This window comes from Acidovorax sp. A1169, from assembly GCF_030704685.1.
Taxonomy (GTDB): domain Bacteria; phylum Pseudomonadota; class Gammaproteobacteria; order Burkholderiales; family Burkholderiaceae_C; genus Acidovorax.
In genome coordinates this window covers 106,009-122,540 of record NZ_JAUZDX010000011.1, presented here as the reverse complement: position 1 = coordinate 122,540, position 16,532 = coordinate 106,009, and the positions used below count along the sequence as shown (strand labels likewise).

Here is a 16,532-nt window from a genome sequence, read left to right as displayed (position 1 = left end):
CAGGTCACGCCGCCAGGCGGGAGAGGTCGGCTACCCGGTTCATCGCGTCGTGCAGGCTCTTGAGCAGGCCCTGGCGATTCAGGCGCAGGTCCATCTGCTCGGCGTTCACCATCACGTCGTCGAAGAAGGCGTCCACCGGGGCGCGCAGCACGGCCAGGGTCTGCAGCGATGCCGTGTAGTCACCCGCGTCGAACTGCGCATTGGCCTCGGGCACGAAGCGCTGCAGCGCCGCATACAAATCCTGCTCGGCCTTTTCCTGCAGCAGCTCGGGGTTGACGTGGGCGTCCACCTCGCCGGCCTTCTTGAGGATGTTGGCCACGCGCTTGTTGGCGGCAGCCAGGGCCGGGCTTTCGGGCAGCGCGGCAAAGGCACGCACGGCAGCGAGTCGAGCAGGTAAATCGCGCCACGTACTCATCCCTTGGGCATTTACGACCGCTTCGATCTCAGCTACACCGTAGCCCAAATCCTTCAAGTAGCCCTTCAGACGATCAAGGAGGAATAATGAAAGTTCCGTCCGAGCATCAGCAATCAAACCTGCAGGGAATCCATCATAGGCGGCCGTGGCAATGGCTTGGAAACTCAGCGGCAGATCCTTTTCGACCAGCATGCGGATCACCCCCAGCGCATGGCGACGCAGCGCGAACGGGTCGCGGTCGCCCGTGGGCAGGTTGCCGATGCCGAACATGCCGACCAGGGTTTCGAGCTTGTCGGCCAGGGCCACCACCACGCCAGCGGTGTTGCGCGGCAGCGTGTCGCCGGCAAAGCGCGGCTTGTAGTGGTCTTCGATGGCATCGGCCACCACCTCGCCCAGACCGTCGTTGAGCGCGTAGTAGCGGCCCATGGTGCCCTGCAACTCAGGGAACTCGCCGACCATGTCGGTCACCAGGTCGGTCTTGGCCAGCATAGCGGCCTGATCGGCCTGCGCCACCAGAGTGACATCGCCCAGTTGCCCGGCAATGGCCTTGGCAATGGCGCGCACGCGCTCCACGCGCTCGCCCTGGGTGCCCAGCTTGTTGTGGTAGACCACCTTGGACAGGCCATCCACGCGCGATGCCAGGGTCTTCTTGCGGTCCTGGTCGAAGAAAAACTTGGCATCAGCCAGGCGCGGGCGCACCACGCGCTCGTTGCCGCCGATCACGAAGCTCGCGTCCTCTGGGCTGATGTTGCTCACCACCAGGAACTGGTGCGTCAGCTTGCCCGCGGCGTCCAGCAGCGGGAAATACTTCTGGTTGGCCTTCATGGTGAGGATCAGGCACTCTTGCGGCACGTCGAGGAATTCCTGCTCGAACGCGCAGGTCAGCACGTTGGGGCGCTCGACCAGCGCGGTGACTTCGTCGAACAGCGCGTCGTCCTCGATGGGGCGGGCACCGTTGCCCACCTTGGCGGCGGCGGCCGCCAGTTGGCGCGCGATCTCGGCCTTGCGCTCGGCGAACGAAGCGATCACCGCTCCGTCCTTGTGCAGCGTGGCGGCATAGCTGTCGGCGTCCTGGAACACCACGGGCGACACGGCCGCCTCGAAGCGGTGGCCCAGGGTGCTGTTGCCGGCTTTCAGGCCCAGCGCCTTCACGGGCACCACGGTGCTGCCATGCAGCGCCACCAGGCCATGCGCGGGGCGCACGAAATTCACGCTGGTCCAGCCGGGCAGTTCGCAGTCGGACTCGAGCTGGTAGCTCATGACCTTGGGAATGGGCAGCTTGGCGATGGATTCCAGAAGTGCCTTCTGCAACCCCTCTTCCAGCGTGGCGCCAGGCACCACGCTGTCATAGAACAGCGCCTCGGCCTTGCCGTCGGGGGCGCGCTTCAAGGCGGCCACGGCCGCTGCCGGGTCGGACACGTCCGCACCCAGGGCCTGCAGCTTCTTGAGCAGTGCGGGCGTGGCGTTGCCGCTGGCATCCAGGCCCACCGTCACGGGCATGAGCTTTTGCTGCACGGCCTTGTCGGCGGCCTTGCCGGCCACGGCCGTCACGTGCGCGGCCAGGCGGCGCGGCGAAGCGAATGCCGTCACGGCGGATGCGGGCGTGGCCAGGCCCAGGGCCTTGAGTTGCTCGGCCAGCACGCCGGCAAAGGCGTCGCCCAGCTTCTTGAGCACCTTGGGAGGCAGCTCTTCCACAAACAGTTCGACCAGAAGATTTTGCGTTGTCATTTTTCAGGGGCTCCGGCGGTGGCTCAGGCGGCTTTCTTGGGCATTTGCTCCACCCATTCGCGGGGGGCCATGGGAAAGCCCAGGCGCTCGCGGCTCTCGTAGTAGCTTTGCGCCACGGCGCGCGCCAGGTTGCGGATGCGGCCGATGTAGGCAGCGCGTTCGGTCACGCTGATCGCCCCGCGCGCATCCAGCAGGTTGAAGCTGTGCGCCGCCTTGAGCACTTGCTCGTAGGCCGGCAGGGCGAGTTGCTGCTCCATGAGGTGCTTGGCCTGCTTTTCATGCGCATTGAAGGCGGTGAACAAGAAGTCGGCGTCGCTGTGCTCGAAGTTGTAGGTGGACTGCTCCACCTCGTTTTGCTTGTAGACGTCGCCATAGCTCAATTTCGAGCCGTCCGCTCCCTCGGTCCAGGTCAGGTTGTAGACGTTGTCCACGCCCTGCAGGTACATGGCCAGGCGCTCCAGGCCATAGGTGATCTCGCCTGTGGCGGGCTTGCAGTCGATGCCGCCCACCTGCTGGAAGTAGGTGAACTGCGTCACTTCCATGCCGTTGAGCCAGACTTCCCAGCCCAGGCCCCAGGCACCCAGGGTGGGGTTCTCCCAGTCGTCTTCGACGAAGCGGATGTCGTTCTTCTTGAGATCGAAACCCAGGGCTTCGAGCGAGCCCAGGTAGAGCTCCAGGATGTTGGCCGGTGCGGGCTTCAGAACCACCTGGAACTGGTAGTAGTGCTGCAGGCGGTTGGGGTTCTCGCCATAGCGGCCATCCTTGGGGCGGCGGCTGGGCTGCACGTAGGCGGCTTTCCAGGGCTCGGGGCCGATGGCGCGCAGGAAGGTGGCGGTGTGCGAGGTGCCAGCGCCCACTTCCATGTCGTAGGGCTGCAAAAGGGCGCAGCCCTGCGCGTCCCAGTAGGACTGCAGCTTCAGGATGATTTGCTGGAATGTCAACATGGCGTCTGCGGCGCTGGCGGACCAGGGCCGGGCAAAAGGGGATGAAAAAGCCGGGCGCACGCAGCGGACAGGCCCTTGGGGGCCTTTGCAGCGTGCGCGCAAAACCCGTGATTTTACGGCGCTGCAGCGGGCCTTCGCTCGCAAGGCCCAGGGAGGCCGCGCCAGAGCGCGAAAACAAAGCACCAAGTACAAAGGCCGGGGCCCTTTTGGAGCCCCGGCCTTTCCAACCAGTTGCGCGGGCAGTCTGCCGGTGCGCACCGGTGGCCGCCCCTTGGGGCGACCGGTCGGCGCACGCGTGGTGCGCCAAGTCAAAAATCAGTATTCCCAGAAGATGCGCTGGAGTTCTTTGCTGTCATTCGTCTTGGTCAGGGCCACCATGGCCAGGATGCGGGCCTTCTGTGGGCGCAGGTCGTGGGCCACCACCCAGTCGTACTTGTCGTCGGGCTGCTCGGCATTGCGCAGCACAAAACCATCGGGCACACGGGCCGAGCGCACGATCTGCACGCCCTGGGCGCGCAGCGCCTGCAGCGAGGCCACGGCCAGTGCGGCCACCGAGCCGTTGCCGGTGCCTGCATGGATCAGCGCCTTCACGCCGGCCTTGCCGTAGGCCTCGATGCCGGTGCTGTTCATGTTGCCGTAGCCGTAGACGATGTCCACTGCGGGCAGGGCCTGGATCTCGTCGATGTTGAACTCGGACGCCGTGGTGTGGCGCTTAACCGGCGCGCGGAACCAGTAGTTCTTGCCTTCCACCACCATGCCCAGCGGGCCCCACTGGCTCTTGAAGGCCTCGGTCTTGATGTTGATGGTCTTGCTCACGTCACGACCGCTCTGGATCTCGTCGTTCATGGTGACCAGCACGCCCTTGCCGGCAGCATCCTTGCTGGCGGCCACGCTCACGGCGTCGTACAGGTTCAGCGCGCCGTCGGCCGACAGGGCCGTGCCGGGGCGCATGGAGCCGACGACCACGATGGGCTTGGCGGTACGCACCACCAGGTTCAGGAAATACGCCGTTTCTTCGAGCGTGTCGGTTCCGTGCGTGACGACGATGCCGTCCACGTCCGCCTGCTTGGCCAGGGCCGAGACGCGCTTGCCGAGTTGGAGCAGGTGCGCGTTGGTGAAACTTTCCGAGGCGATCTGGAACACCTGCTCACCCGTGACACGGGCCACGCCCGTCAGTTCGGGCAGGCCGGCCAGCAGCTTGTCCACCGGCACCTTGGCCGCCGCATAGGTGGCGCTGTTGGCCGCCGACGCGCCGGCACCGGCGATGGTGCCACCGGTGGCCAGCACCACGACATGGGGGCGGGCGGCCTGGGCCATGGCCACAGCCGAGGCAGCGGAGAGCAGCAGGCCGGCAAGCCAGCGGTGCATGGGGTGGGAAATGCGCATGACGGAAATCTCCAGACAGTAGTTTTTGAAGAGGCTTGCCAACAGACTTTCCTGCTGCGCCCTCACCCGCTCGTTGGCGGTGCCGGATCGTATGAGAGACTTGCGCACACCAACAGGGAATAATCAGCCCTTCCTTGTGAATTTCACTCATACCCATGAACCTGCGCCAACTCGAGGTGTTCCAGGCCGTGCTGCAAACCGGCAACATGAGCGCGGCAGCGCGCCTGCTGTGCATCACCCCCTCGGCCGTGAGCAAGGCCGTGGCGCACACCGAGCTGCAGCTGGGCTACCGCCTGTTCGTGCGCACGCCGGCTGGCCTGACGCCCACACCCGAGGCCCAGGTGCTGGCAGCCGAGTCCAGCGGCATCCACCGCCAGCTCGACGCATTGCGCCGCACGGCGCGCAACCTGGGCACCAGCGACACCGGGGACGTGCGCCTGGCGGCCATTCCGTCCATCACACACGAATTCCTGCCCCTGGTGCTGCAGGAGCATGCGCTGCGCTACCCGCAGGTGGGTGTGGAGGTGCGCACCATCCACCAGGACCAGATGACGCAGGCGCTGCTCACGCGCAGCGTGGACTTCTGCCTGGGCTTCTACAAGCACCCGCATCCGCAGGTGCGCAGCGACCTGCTGGTCAGCGGCCGCATGTACCTGGCGGTGGCACAGTCGGTGTGGACGCGTGCGCCGCGTGCCGTGACGCCCGCCGCCCGGCTGGCCCAGGTGCCTGTGATCCGGCTGGTGGGGGACGACCCCATGCGCCAGTCCATCGACGAGATCGCCCAGCGCCTGGGCACGCCCGCCGGCCCGGGGCTGCAGGTGCAGACCTCGCGCCTGGCGCTGGACCTGGTGCGCCGGGGCATGGGCTGGACGGTGGTCGACTTTCTCACCGCCACCCAACTCGACCCAGAGGCCATGGTGGCCGTGGAGCTGCACGAACTGCCGCCCATGTCGCTGTACTGCTACCACGCCCGCGCCCTGCCCCCAGGCCTGCAGGCCACGCGCATGCTGGCCATGCTCCCCGGCTTGTTGCACCAAGCCCTGTCATCCCAGAACCAGAGGGCATGAAAAAACCCGCTCATCCCGTGCAGGATGGCGGGTTGCGGGAGGATTACGCGGATCAGTTATCCCAACGGCGCAAAACGAGGCTGGCATTGGTGCCGCCAAAGCCGAAGCTGTTGGACAGCGCGGTGCGGATCGGCGCATCGCGCGTCTCGCGCACCAGGGGCATGCCCTCGGCAGCGGGCTCCAGGTTTTCGATGTTGGCCGAGCCGGCGATGAAGCCCTGGCGCAGCATCAAAAGGCAGTAGATCGCCTCCTGCACACCGGTGGCGCCCAGCGAGTGGCCGGTGAGCGACTTGGTGGACGAGAACGGGGGAATGGCGTCGCCGAAGACTTCGCGGATGGCACGCAGCTCGGGCACGTCGCCCACGGGCGTGGAGGTGCCGTGGGTGTTGATGTAGTCGATGGGGCCGTCCACCGTGGCGATGGCCTGGCGCATGCAGGCGATGGCGCCGTCACCCGAGGGGGCGACCATGTCGGCGCCGTCCGAGGTGGCGCCGAAACCGACGATTTCGCCCAGGATGGTGGCGCCGCGTGCCTGTGCATGTTCCAGGCTTTCGAGCACCACGGCACCGCCGCCGCCCGACAGCACGAAGCCGTCGCGGTGGGCGTCATAGGCGCGCGAGGCTTTTTCGGGCGTGGCGTTGTAGGCGCTGGACATGGCGCCCATGGCGTCGAACAGCAGGCCCATGCCCCAGCTGACTTCTTCGCCGCCACCGGCGAACATCACGTCCTGCATGCCCCAGGCGATCTGCTGGGCGGCTGCGCCGATGCAGTGCGCCGAGGTGCTGCAGGCCGAGGTGATGGAGTAGTTGATGCCCTTGATGCCGAAATTGGTCGACAGGCAGGCGGACACGGTGGAGCTCATGCAGCGCGTGACCTGGTAAGGCCCCACGCGGCGGATGCCCTTGCTGCGCAGGATGTCCGCAGCCTCGATCTGGTTGGCGGGCGAGCCGCCGCCCGAGCCCATGATGAGCCCGGTGCGCGGGTGAGAGACCTGCTCGGGCGTAAGGCCCGATTCGGCAATAGCGTTGGCCAGCGAAATGTGGGCATAGGCCGCCGCATCACCCATGAAGCGCAGCTGCTTGCGGTCGATCAGCTCTTCGAGGTTGATCTGCGGCACACCGGCCACCTGGCTGCGCATGCCCAGTTCGGTGAACTGGGGCATGGCGCGGATGCCCGGACGGCTCTCGCGCAGCGACTCGGTGACGCTGGCATTGTCATTGCCAATGCACGAGACGATGCCCGTGCCCGTGATGACCACGCGTTTCATGCTGCCTCCCCTGGGGCTTCGCCGGCTTCCTCGCGCTTGAACAGGCCCACGCGCAAGTCGCTGGCCACGTAGATTTCCTTGCCGTCAGCATACAGGCGCGCGTCACCGATGGCCATGACCAGTTTGCGCTTGATCACGCGCTTGATGTCGATCTCATAAGTGACCAGCTTCACGTCCGGGCCCACTTCGCCCGTGAACTTGACTTCGCCGGCGCCCAGGGCGCGGCCCTTGCCCGGCAGGCGCAGCCAGGTCAGGTAAAAACCGATCAGCTGCCACATGGCGTCCAGGCCCAGGCAACCGGGCATGACCGGGTCACCCTGGAAGTGGCAGGCAAAGAACCAGAGGTCGGGACGCACGTCCAGCTCGGCGCGGACCTTTCCCAGCCCGTGCTCGCCACCATCGCTGTCGATGTGCGTGATGCGGTCGAACATCAGCATGGGCGGCAGCGGCAGGCGCCCGCTGTCAGCGTCGAACAGCCGGCCCTCGCCCGAGGCGATCAGTTGTTCGTAGGAAAAGGAATCTGCCATTTTCAGTCGTGCTCCAGAACAGCGGCCACACCGCTTCAAATCATCGTTGTATCCAACACAAGCCCCCGCTTGCGGGCTCTATTATCAAGGCACGGCGAGCCTGTGCCGCGCATTGGCCTGCCAGGGCACTGGGGCACCCCTGCCGCAGCTGACCAGGATCAAGGCCCGCTACTCCCGAAAACCCCGTTTTTCGACCGCACAGCCCGGCCACGCCTACCCGCCCCGAGGGCCGCAACCAGCACGATGGCGGCCGCCAGCAGTGCCAGGGGAACCAGGCCCCAGCGCGACACCCAGAAGGCGTAGGGCGTGATGGCCCAGCCCTGCTGCGCATCCATCCCCCGGCCGTGCACCGCGCCGAGCAGCACGCCACGGGTGTGGCGCTCCAGCTGGTGCGTGACCACGCCCCGGTGGTCGATGATGGCCGTGGCACCGGTGTTGGTGGCGCGCACCATGGGGCGCTCAAACTCCAGCGCGCGCATGCGGCTGATGTGCAGGTGCTGGTCGATGGCCACCGTGTTGCCGAACCAGCCGATGTTGCTGAAATTGACGAACACTGTGGGGGCGCCGGCCGGATCGGCAAAGCGCGCGCCCAGCTCCTCGCCAAACAGATCCTCGTAGCAGATGTTGGGGGCGATGCGCTGGCCCGCAAAGGCAAATGGCGCCTGGCCCACGTCCCCCCGGTTGAAGTCCCCCAGGGGGATGTTCATCATCTGCGTGAACCACTTGAAGAAGGGCGGGATGAACTCGCCGAACGGCACCAGGTGGTGCTTGTCGTAGCGGTAGGGCACGGCCAGCCCCGCCCGTGCGCCCAGCACCGAGTTGGTGTAGCCCTCGCGCTCATCCCCCAGCGGAATGCCCAGCAGCACCGCCTGCGAGCCACTGGCGTAGCGCTGCGCGATGCCTTCGAGGTAGCCGGGCATCAGTTGCTGTGGCAGCAAGGGAATGGCCGTCTCGGGCGCCACGACCAGGGGCGCGGTGGCACCCTCCAGTTGCTCGCGGTACCACTGCAACGCCATGGGAACACCCGAGCCCGGCTGGAACTTCTCGTCTTGCGGGATATTGCCCTGCAGCAGCGCCAGTTGCAGCGGTGCAGGGGCGCGTGCCGCAGGGGTGTGGCACAGCTCCACGGCGCAGTGGCGGTCCACCGTGGCCAGGCCCAGCAGCGCCAGCCCGCCCGCCACCAGCGCCCAGGCGCGCAGGCTGCGCAGATCGCTGGCGCGCGCCTGCACCAGCAGCATGGCGATCAGGGCCGTGACAAAGCACAGGCCGTAGACGCCGACGTAACGTGCCAGCACTGCCAGCGGGCCATCCACGTGGGCATAGCCGCCGGCGCCCCAGGGAAAGCCGGTCCACAGCCAGCCGCGCGCCATTTCGGCCAGCGTCCAGAGCGCTGCGAACAGCAGCGCAGCGCCGGCACGGTGCACCACGGCCAGCCGGCAGAAGACGCCGAGCGCGAGCGCATAGTAGCTGGCCAGAAAGGCCGCCAGCCCCAGGATGGCAGCCACCGTGAGCGGCACAGCCAGCCCGCCATAGGTGTGCATGGAGATATAGAGCCACCAGAAGGTGCCGCACAGCCAGGCGGTGGCGAAGGCAAAACCCAGCAGCGCGCCACGGCGCACGGTGGAGACGCCCGCGCGCACCTGCCAGCCCAGCACGGCCAGCGATGCGATCTGCAGCCACCATTGGGGCTGCCCATTCCAGGGCAAGGCCAGCGAGGCCGCCTGCGCGAGCCCCGCCAGCACGGCGATCAGCACGGGCAAGGCAAGTCCGGATCCCTGCGTTCGGTACGCCAACCCCATCAAGCGCCAGCCTGGCTCTCTTCGATCCGCGATACCTTGAACCAGCGCACGGCGCCGCCCTTGGTATGCAGCACCACGAAGTGCAGGCCACCGAGCTCCACCTGCTCGCCACGCTTGGGCACATGGCCCATTTCGTGGGCAATGAGGCCGCCAATGGTGTCGAATTGTTCCTCGGCATCGCTGCCCTGCAGCGTGACCTCGAAGGACTCGGCCACGCGTTCGATGGGCGTGTCGCCGCTCACGCGGTAGGTGCGGTCGGCCAGGGCGAAGATGTCGCCCGCATCCTCGGGGATGTCGAACTCGTCCTCGATCTCGCCCACGATCTGCTCAAGCACGTCTTCGATGGTGACGAGCCCTGCCACGCGGCCGAACTCGTCGATCACGATGGCCAGGTGGTTGCGGTTGCCGCGAAACTCGCGCAGCAGGTCGTTGAGGCCCTTGCTCTCGGGCACGAACACGGCCGGGCGCAGCAGCGCGCGGATGTTCAGCTCGGGCGCCCGCTGCAGCTTGAGCAGGTCCTTGGCCATCAGGATGCCGATGATGTTCTCGCGCTCGCCGTGGTACACCGGAAAGCGCGAATGCGCCGTGTTGATGACCAGGTACAGGAGCTCGTCGAACGGCGCGTCGATGTTGACGAGGTCCATGCGGGGCGCGGCCACCATCACGTCGCCTGCCGTCATGTCGGCCATGCGGATCACACGCTCAAGCATCACGCGCGACTCGGCGCCAATGACGTCGTTGTCTTCGGCCTCGGCCAGCGTTTCGATCAGCTCTTCGGTCGAGTCCGGTCCGGGGTGGATGAACTCGGCGACTTTTTGCAGGAAGGTGCGCTTGTCTTCCTTTTCGGGCAATCGCCCGGGGTGCGGGTCAGACACTGTCTTGGAGTGCAGGACGTGCGGTAGTGGAACAGGCCCCTAGGATAGCGGATTGTTGTGACATCGCCTGTCGTCCTGAGGCCAATCGGCAGGTGCAGGACCGCCTGCCCACGCTGTCCGGCCTATTCGGCGGACTGGTGGCGCGCATGCTGCACGCCGCTGCGCACTTCCTGCACGCTGGCCAGGAAGTCCCAGAACTGCTTGGCCTGGCGCTTGAGCTGGTAGTCCACCTCGGCGAACTGCTGCTCAACCAGTTCGGCCATGCGGGTGTCAAGGCTGGCCGGAGCGATCTGCAGGTAGGCCTCGGACTCCGAGCCGTCGCGGCGCACCTGAGCGCCGGCATTGCGGGCGATCTTGAGCATGGCGGTGTTTTCGGAAAGCGCATGGATGAACACCATGTTCACCCCCTCGTTGCGCGCATGCATCACGGCACGCTCGAACAGGCGGGCACCGAAGCCTCGGCCCCGGGCCTGCTTGAGCACGGAGACACCAAACTCGGCGCAGTGCTTGTATTCGGGGTGCTCGGAAAAGGCCAGGTGCGCCATGGCGATGAGCTCCAGGCGCCGGTTGTAGATGCCGAAGATCTCGTCGCGGTTGAAGTCGAGCTGGTCCGCATAGCGGCGGATCTGCTCGTCGTTGGCCGCGTAGCCAAAGCGCAGGTAGCGGTCGGCGGGTTCCAGGCGCAGCAGGTGGGCCGTGATGCGCTCGCGGTAAGAGGGGCCGAGCGAACGGATGGGGACCATCACCGGTGCAGACATTTTGTCCTCGCTCTCATGCGGACGCCCCGTGACCGGGCGCAGCATTCCCCTGCCTGCGTCCCAGGATGCCTTGAGCCAGTTTTTGGTAGCGGTCATGCTGTAAATATAAGGGTTTTCCCTAGGAATTTCCAGTGGTTTTTGCTGCATCGCAGCAAAATAGGGAAGTGCATCGAATTACCTCAAAAATGCACTCCATTCCATGACGCACAACAATCAATTGCTCTCAATTTCAAAGCAAACCACCGGACCCACCGGGCACGGAATCGCCGAGTCGGCGCTTTTCAAGGCCCTTCAGCCCCACATTAAGCCTGCTACGCACTGGATGCAACAGCAACACCCCTGACACGGCAGGGATGGGCTGCCAGCGGCGTGCGCTCACGGCCCGGAAGCAACTTCTGCCTGGGAGGTCCTGGCCGGCAGAAGTTGCACCGGTACAGGTGCCACGACGGACACGTCGCAGGCGGCCGGCGCCTGCAAGGCACCACCCGCAGCAACACCGCGCGCCTTCTGCAGCACGGCCGCCCGGTCCACGGACAGGGCCACCGAGTCACCCAATTGCAGGCTGGCGCGCTCCAGGCCCTGGGTCTCCGACAAATCCAGTTGCCCCGCGCGGGCATCCACCCGCACGGAGCGCATGCGGGCGGCGTTCACCTCCAGTGATGCCGTACCCCGGCGCGTGCGCTCCGCGCACTGGGCAAGGTCCTCGGCCAAGGCCGGCACCGTTCCGGCACCGCAGGGCCGGCACTGGGTGGACCACAGGTCCAACTGCCCGATGGCGCCGCGCACGGCGATCGACTGCCCGGCCACCTCCAGCCGCTCCACGGGGGTGCGTGCTTCAACATGGGCGCGTGCGAGCGCCAGGTGCCGGAACTGGGTGGGCAGCACGATCTCATGCATCCACGCCGCAGCTTTGCCATGCCGCCCCATGGCCGCCGTTGCGGGGGCGGCCTTCCAGCGCAGGACCAAGGTGTCCGCCTCGCGGGTGGCTGTCAGCCCGGGTTCACCGTGCGGCGCATCCGGGTCTTCGCTCTCACCGTGGCGCGATTGCAGGGTGATGCGCACATCGGGCACATCGTCCAGGGCCACGCGCACCGCCAGCCGGGGGGCATTGCCGCCACCCTCCTCCAGTCTCAGCCCGGTCACCCCTGCCAGCGCGTCGGCCGGGATGGCGTAGGCGAGCGCGACGGGTTCGGGCTTCTTGAAACGGTCCATTCCGCTCAGGGCCAGCAGCGCCCAGAACAGCAACAGGGTCGCCAGAAACAGCCAACGCCCGCGCCGGGGCGGGGCACGCCTGCGGGGGGCCGTACTCACAGCAGCTCCTTTTCTTTCAGGTGCACATAGGCCTGCAGCCACAGCAGTATAGGCAGCCCGATCCAGAGCGCGGCGTTGAGGGCGTGCACCCAGACATCCAGGCGCACCGAGCGGCGCGAGGTCCACCAGGCGACCAGCACCTCCCCGCGCATGCCCGCCAGCGAAGCCAGCAGGGAGGTGAGCGCGAACAAGCCGAACCCCAGGGCCAAGGTCTTGAGCAGTGCCACACGCGAGAAATACAGCGATCCAGACACCGCGAATGCCTGCACGGCCCACAGCGCGACCAGGAAGGCCAGTTGCTGCCGCAGGCTCAGTTCACGCCAGTCCGAGGGCGGGGCCAGGGGCAGGAAAAGCGCGAAGTCCTGGGGCTTGAACGTCTGCGGCTCCAGGGCGGCGAGGACCGCGACCGCCATCTGCTGCACCGGCCAGGTGATCACCAGGTACAGCAGGCTATAGGCCACCGGGTAGGCGATGGCCACCACCACCAGGCACAGCAGCCATTTCTCCAGCACCGAGGCGGGCCGCATCAACGCCAGCAAAGCGGACTCGCGCTGCGCCATGGCATTGAAATAACGCCCCGCGAACACGAATCCCGTGAGGTACAGCCCACCGAAGTACAGCGCCGACTGCATGCCGGTGCGGAACGCGCCAAAGCTGGACACGCCCAACAGGAACAGCAGCAGCACGATGTAGAGCATGCCGCATACCAGCAGGTGCGCCAGATGCTGCGAACGCTGCTCGGCCCAATGCGCGAGCACCAGCCGCATGAAGCGCGGCCAGGAGAAGCCGGGCGATTCCGGCGCCCGGGGCGTCGCAAAAATCGGGAAGGCGTCACTCATGCATGCTCCAGCGGCAGGGTCTGTTGCTGCAGCGGTGCCAGCGCTGCCAGCATGCCATCGCGGTTGAGGCTCAGCGCCTTGTAGAGAAGCTCCAGTTGCACGGCACTGTCCGCCGGTGCCTGCGAACCGGCCCCCGCGCGCAGCGCCACGTAGGCAACCTGCTGGCCTATGCGCTCCTGGTAAAGCAGGTCCTCCGGCCTCGGCAGATCGAGCCCATCATTGGCCACGCCGGTGCGCAGCACCCCGGCGAGATCGGCCATGCGCGCCGACAGGGCCAGTTGCCCCTGGTCGATGAACCAGATGTGGCTCAGGATGCTTTCGAGGTCATGGGCCTGGTGGGTACTGATGAGCACGGCGCGCCCGGCATGCTCGGGGCGCTGCATCAGGCGGCGGAACTGGCCGCGGCCGACGATGTCCAGGCCGTTGGTGGGCTCGTCCATCAGCAACAGCGGCGTACCCGTGGCCAGCGCGAAGGCGATGGCCGCCTTTTTCTTCTGCCCCAGGCTCATGGCCTCGAAGCGGCTCGTGCTGGGCACCTCCAGCTCGGCCAGGTATTCGCCGAACAATGCTGTGGAAAAGCGCGGGTAGAACACGCCTTGCGTGTCTGCCAGCTGGCCCGTGGTCAGGTTGGGCAGGTGGAATTCCTCGGGAACGATGTAGACACTGGCCAGGAAGTCCGCCGCTCGCTGGCGGGGCACCTGGCCCATCACCTGCACCTGCCCGCCCCAGGGCGTGAGCAGCCCGCACAGGAGCTTGAGCAAGGTGGACTTGCCACTGCCGTTACGCCCGAAGATGCCGTAGATGCCGGGCTGGCGCACCTGCGCAAAAAAGCCCTGGTAGAGCGCGTTGCGGCCGTAGCCGAAGTGCAGGTCGTCGATGGCGATCATGGGCATCCGTGAAACACCTCCCCCGGCATGGGAGCAGGCCTGCGGATTCTCACACGGGCACAGCCGTGGTCGCCTTCACGCGGTCCAGCACGAAGCTGGTCTTGCAGTCCTGCACGCTGGGGTGCTTGAGCAGCGTGTCCATGATGAAACGGCTGTAATGCGCCATGTCGGCCACCACCACGCGCAGCAGGTAGTCCATCTCGCCCGTGAGGGACGCGCATTCGACCACCTCGGGCCAGGTCTGCACGCTCGCGCGGAACACGTCCATGGGGTTGCGCTTGTGGCTTTCGGTGTGCTTTTCCAGGCGCACGTTGAGGTAGGCGGTGAGCCCCAGGCCCACGGCCTCGGGCGGCACCAGCGCCACGTAGCGCGCGATCACGCCGCTGTCTTCGAGCCGCTTGACCCGGCGCAGCACGGCGCTGGGCGACAGGCCGACCTGTTCGCCGATCACGTCGTAGGTTTCCCTGCCGTTTTCCTGCAAGCGGCGCAGGATTGCTCGATCCAGCTTGTCAAGTGCGTTGAAAGCAGTCATGGCGCAGGATTCTACGAAATTGGCGCCGACCTCGATGGCCCTTCGCCAAACTCGGGTATGTCCCGATAGTGACACCGGGGGCTGCCAAAGAACAATGAATACCGCAAAAACGAACGGTCGTTCTTTTTTGTGAAAACCAAAAATATCCATCAACGGAGACAAGCACATGACAGGTTTCTTTGGCCGCCTTCTGCGGCGACTGGCGCTCGCCGCCACGGCATCGACACTGCTCCTCGGGGCCGGTGCCCACGCACAGGCCGGGTACACGCAGACGCGCTACCCCATCGTGCTGGTGCACGGCCTCTTCGGCTTCGACTCGGCGCTGGGCGTGGACTATTTCTACGGCATTCCCGATGCGCTGCGCCAGGGCGGCGCCAAGGTCTACGTGGCCCAGGTCTCGGCAGCCAACAGCACCGAAGTGCGCGGCGAGCAATTGCTGGCCCAGGTGAAGAACATCCTGGCCATCACCGGCGCGGCCAAGGTGAACCTGGTGGGGCACTCGCATGGCGGCCCCACTGCGCGCTACGTGGCCGGCGTGGCCCCGGGCAAGATCGCTTCGGTGACCTCGGTCGGCGGCGTAAACCGCGGCTCGCGCGTGGCCGACATCCTGCGCGGCGTGGCGCCGGCGGGTTCGGTGTCCGAAACCGTCGCCAGCGGCGCGGCATCGGCCCTGGTGGCGCTGATCAACCTGACCTCGGGCGGCTCGGGCCTGCCGCAGATGCCCACGGCTGCGCTCGATTCGTTGACCACGGCAGGCTCGGCTGCCTTCAACCGCCGCTTCCCGCAAGGCGTGCCCACCGCAGGCTGCGGCAATGGCGCCGAGCTGGTCAACGGTGTGCGCTACTACTCCTGGACGGGTACCAAGACCCTGACCAATGTGCTGGACGCCAGCGACGCCCTGCTCGGCGTGTTGGGCCTGGTCTTCGGCGAAGCCAACGACGGCCTGGTGTCGGCCTGCTCTTCGCGCCTGGGCACCCACCTGGGCGACTACCGCCAGAACCACCTCGATGAAGTGAACCAGCTCGTGGGGCTGCGCGACTGGTTCTCGACCGACCCGGTGACGCTGTACCGCCAGCAGGCCAACCGCCTCAAAGCTGCCGGCCTGTAATTTTGCGATGATCTCCGCCATGGACCGCCTCCCCCGCCCCGCCGTGACCGTCGCCATTGCCCTGGCATTGCTGGTCGCGGCCGTGCTCGGGTGGCGTGCCTGGCGGGCCGAGGCGAGCCAGGACACCGGTCCTGGCGCCAGCGCGGCTTTGCCTGCGGCAGGCGCGGCGGCGCCCGCTGGCCGCACGGCATCGGCAGCGCTCACACCTGCTTCCGCAGCCCTCGCCGCTGCCTCGGCCGCCTCTTCGACGGCCACAGGCGCCGACCCCTTGCTGGTGCCCGGCCTGCGCAACACGCTGGAGGCCCTCCTCTTCGAAGCCGGCGAAGCCAACAACCCCGAAGCGCTCAAGCAGCGCCTGGCGCAACTGGTGGGCAAGCATTTCCCCGCCGAACTGGCCACGCGCGCCCTGGCCCTGGCCGAGCGGTATGTGGACTACCGCGTGGCGCTGGGCGCCTTGTCGGCCCCCCGCGACCCCGGCGATCCACGCGCGCTGCGCGAGGCCATGGAGGCGCGCCAGAAGATCCGGCAACAGCACTTCCAGGACGAAGAGTACGACGCCCTGTTTGCACAGGAGGCCGAACTCGACCGCTACACCCTGGCGCGCCTGGAGATCGCGCGCAATACCCAGCTCACGCCGCAGCAGCGCGACAGCGCGCTGCGCGCCACCGAATCCGAACTCGCCCCCGAGCGCCGTGCCGAGCGCGCTGCGGCCACGGCCCACATGGACGCCGCCGCGCAGACGGCCGCCTTCAATGCCCAGGGCGTGGGCGATTTCCAGCGCCACACGGCGCGCAGCGCACAGTTCGGGGAGCAGGCCGCCCATGCCCTGGCGCAACTGGACCGCGAGGAGCAGCAGTGGCAAAGCCGGCTCGACGAACTCAGCCAGGCGCGCGCCGGACAGGGCGAGGCCGCAGCGCAAGCCCTGCGCCAGCAGCTGTTCACGCCGGAGGAACTGCAGCGCGTGGATGCAGCCCTGGCGTTGCGTGCCCTCCAGGCCGGAATTCCCGTCCGCTGAAGCGGCACACCTCCCATACAGACGGTTTGACCATTCGGTAAGCAACAAAGGGTAAACCCTGTACAGATGCATAT

Annotated in this window: 15 protein-coding genes; 3 read left to right on the top strand and 12 right to left on the bottom strand. The window is 66.8% G+C overall.

Going from position 1 to position 16,532, the window contains the following annotated elements:
* Positions 1-4: 4 nt before the first annotated feature.
* The 3 genes from glyS to QYL93_RS18635 form a co-directional block, all read right to left on the bottom strand.
* Positions 5-2,143, bottom strand: a complete 2,139-nt coding sequence (gene glyS / locus QYL93_RS18645; RefSeq protein WP_305745043.1) for a glycine--tRNA ligase subunit beta — start codon at positions 2,141-2,143, stop codon at positions 5-7.
* A 23-nt stretch (positions 2,144-2,166) separates the two neighbouring features.
* Positions 2,167-3,087, bottom strand: a complete 921-nt coding sequence (gene glyQ, locus QYL93_RS18640) for a glycine--tRNA ligase subunit alpha (protein ID WP_057200239.1) — start codon at positions 3,085-3,087, stop codon at positions 2,167-2,169.
* Between the two features lie 315 nt (positions 3,088-3,402).
* Entirely contained in the window at positions 3,403-4,473 is a 1,071-nt protein-coding gene (locus QYL93_RS18635) for an asparaginase (RefSeq protein ID WP_370876999.1), read from the bottom strand.
* A 155-nt stretch (positions 4,474-4,628) separates the two neighbouring features.
* On the opposite strand from QYL93_RS18635, the gene QYL93_RS18630 reads away from it, so the two are divergent.
* On the top strand, positions 4,629-5,540 hold the full coding sequence (locus QYL93_RS18630; protein ID WP_057200015.1) for a LysR family transcriptional regulator: 912 nt from the start codon (positions 4,629-4,631) through the stop codon (positions 5,538-5,540).
* A gap of 52 nt (positions 5,541-5,592) precedes the next feature.
* On the opposite strand, the gene fabB is transcribed toward QYL93_RS18630, so the two are convergent.
* The 9 genes from fabB to QYL93_RS18585 all read right to left on the bottom strand — a co-directional run bounded on the left by fabB (position 5,593) and on the right by QYL93_RS18585 (position 14,335).
* The gene (gene fabB, locus QYL93_RS18625) at positions 5,593-6,807 is read right to left on the bottom strand and encodes a beta-ketoacyl-ACP synthase I (protein WP_305745042.1); all 1,215 of its coding nucleotides are present in this window, start codon (positions 6,805-6,807) and stop codon (positions 5,593-5,595) included.
* Positions 6,804-7,334 carry a 3-hydroxyacyl-[acyl-carrier-protein] dehydratase FabA gene (fabA, locus tag QYL93_RS18620; RefSeq protein ID WP_305745041.1) on the bottom strand — a complete coding sequence of 177 codons (531 nt, stop codon included), beginning with the start codon at positions 7,332-7,334 and terminating at the stop codon, positions 6,804-6,806. The genes fabB and fabA overlap by 4 nt, the downstream gene beginning before the upstream one ends.
* A 158-nt stretch (positions 7,335-7,492) precedes the next feature.
* Positions 7,493-9,133, bottom strand: coding sequence for an apolipoprotein N-acyltransferase (lnt, locus tag QYL93_RS18615; RefSeq protein ID WP_305745040.1), 1,641 nt, complete (start codon positions 9,131-9,133; stop codon positions 7,493-7,495).
* The gene (locus tag QYL93_RS18610) at positions 9,133-10,008 is read right to left on the bottom strand and encodes an HlyC/CorC family transporter (RefSeq protein ID WP_305745039.1); all 876 of its coding nucleotides are present in this window, start codon (positions 10,006-10,008) and stop codon (positions 9,133-9,135) included. The genes lnt and QYL93_RS18610 overlap by 1 nt, the downstream gene beginning before the upstream one ends.
* A gap of 122 nt (positions 10,009-10,130) precedes the next feature.
* Complete coding sequence (locus QYL93_RS18605; RefSeq protein WP_305745038.1) at positions 10,131-10,862, bottom strand: GNAT family N-acetyltransferase; 732 nt, start codon at positions 10,860-10,862, stop codon at positions 10,131-10,133.
* A 279-nt stretch (positions 10,863-11,141) separates the two neighbouring features.
* Positions 11,142-12,077: a hypothetical protein gene (locus tag QYL93_RS18600; RefSeq protein ID WP_305745037.1), complete on the bottom strand. Its 936-nt coding sequence runs from the start codon at positions 12,075-12,077 to the stop codon at positions 11,142-11,144.
* A complete protein-coding gene (locus QYL93_RS18595) occupies positions 12,074-12,916 on the bottom strand; it encodes a hypothetical protein (protein WP_305745036.1) in 843 nt (280 codons plus the stop codon). Before QYL93_RS18595 ends, QYL93_RS18600 begins: the two co-directional genes overlap by 4 nt.
* Complete coding sequence (locus QYL93_RS18590) at positions 12,913-13,803, bottom strand: ABC transporter ATP-binding protein (protein WP_305745035.1); 891 nt, start codon at positions 13,801-13,803, stop codon at positions 12,913-12,915. Before QYL93_RS18590 ends, QYL93_RS18595 begins: the two co-directional genes overlap by 4 nt.
* Positions 13,804-13,852: 49 nt before the next feature.
* Positions 13,853-14,335, bottom strand: coding sequence for an Lrp/AsnC family transcriptional regulator (locus tag QYL93_RS18585; RefSeq protein WP_057200007.1), 483 nt, complete (start codon positions 14,333-14,335; stop codon positions 13,853-13,855).
* Between the two features lie 166 nt (positions 14,336-14,501).
* Here QYL93_RS18585 and QYL93_RS18580 point away from each other — a divergent pair, with 166 nt between their 5' ends.
* Positions 14,502-15,443 carry a triacylglycerol lipase gene (locus tag QYL93_RS18580; RefSeq protein ID WP_305745034.1) on the top strand — a complete coding sequence of 314 codons (942 nt, stop codon included), beginning with the start codon at positions 14,502-14,504 and terminating at the stop codon, positions 15,441-15,443.
* Between the two features lie 19 nt (positions 15,444-15,462).
* Positions 15,463-16,458, top strand: a complete 996-nt coding sequence (locus tag QYL93_RS18575) for a lipase secretion chaperone (protein ID WP_305745033.1) — start codon at positions 15,463-15,465, stop codon at positions 16,456-16,458.
* The last annotated feature ends 74 nt before the right edge of the window (positions 16,459-16,532 follow it).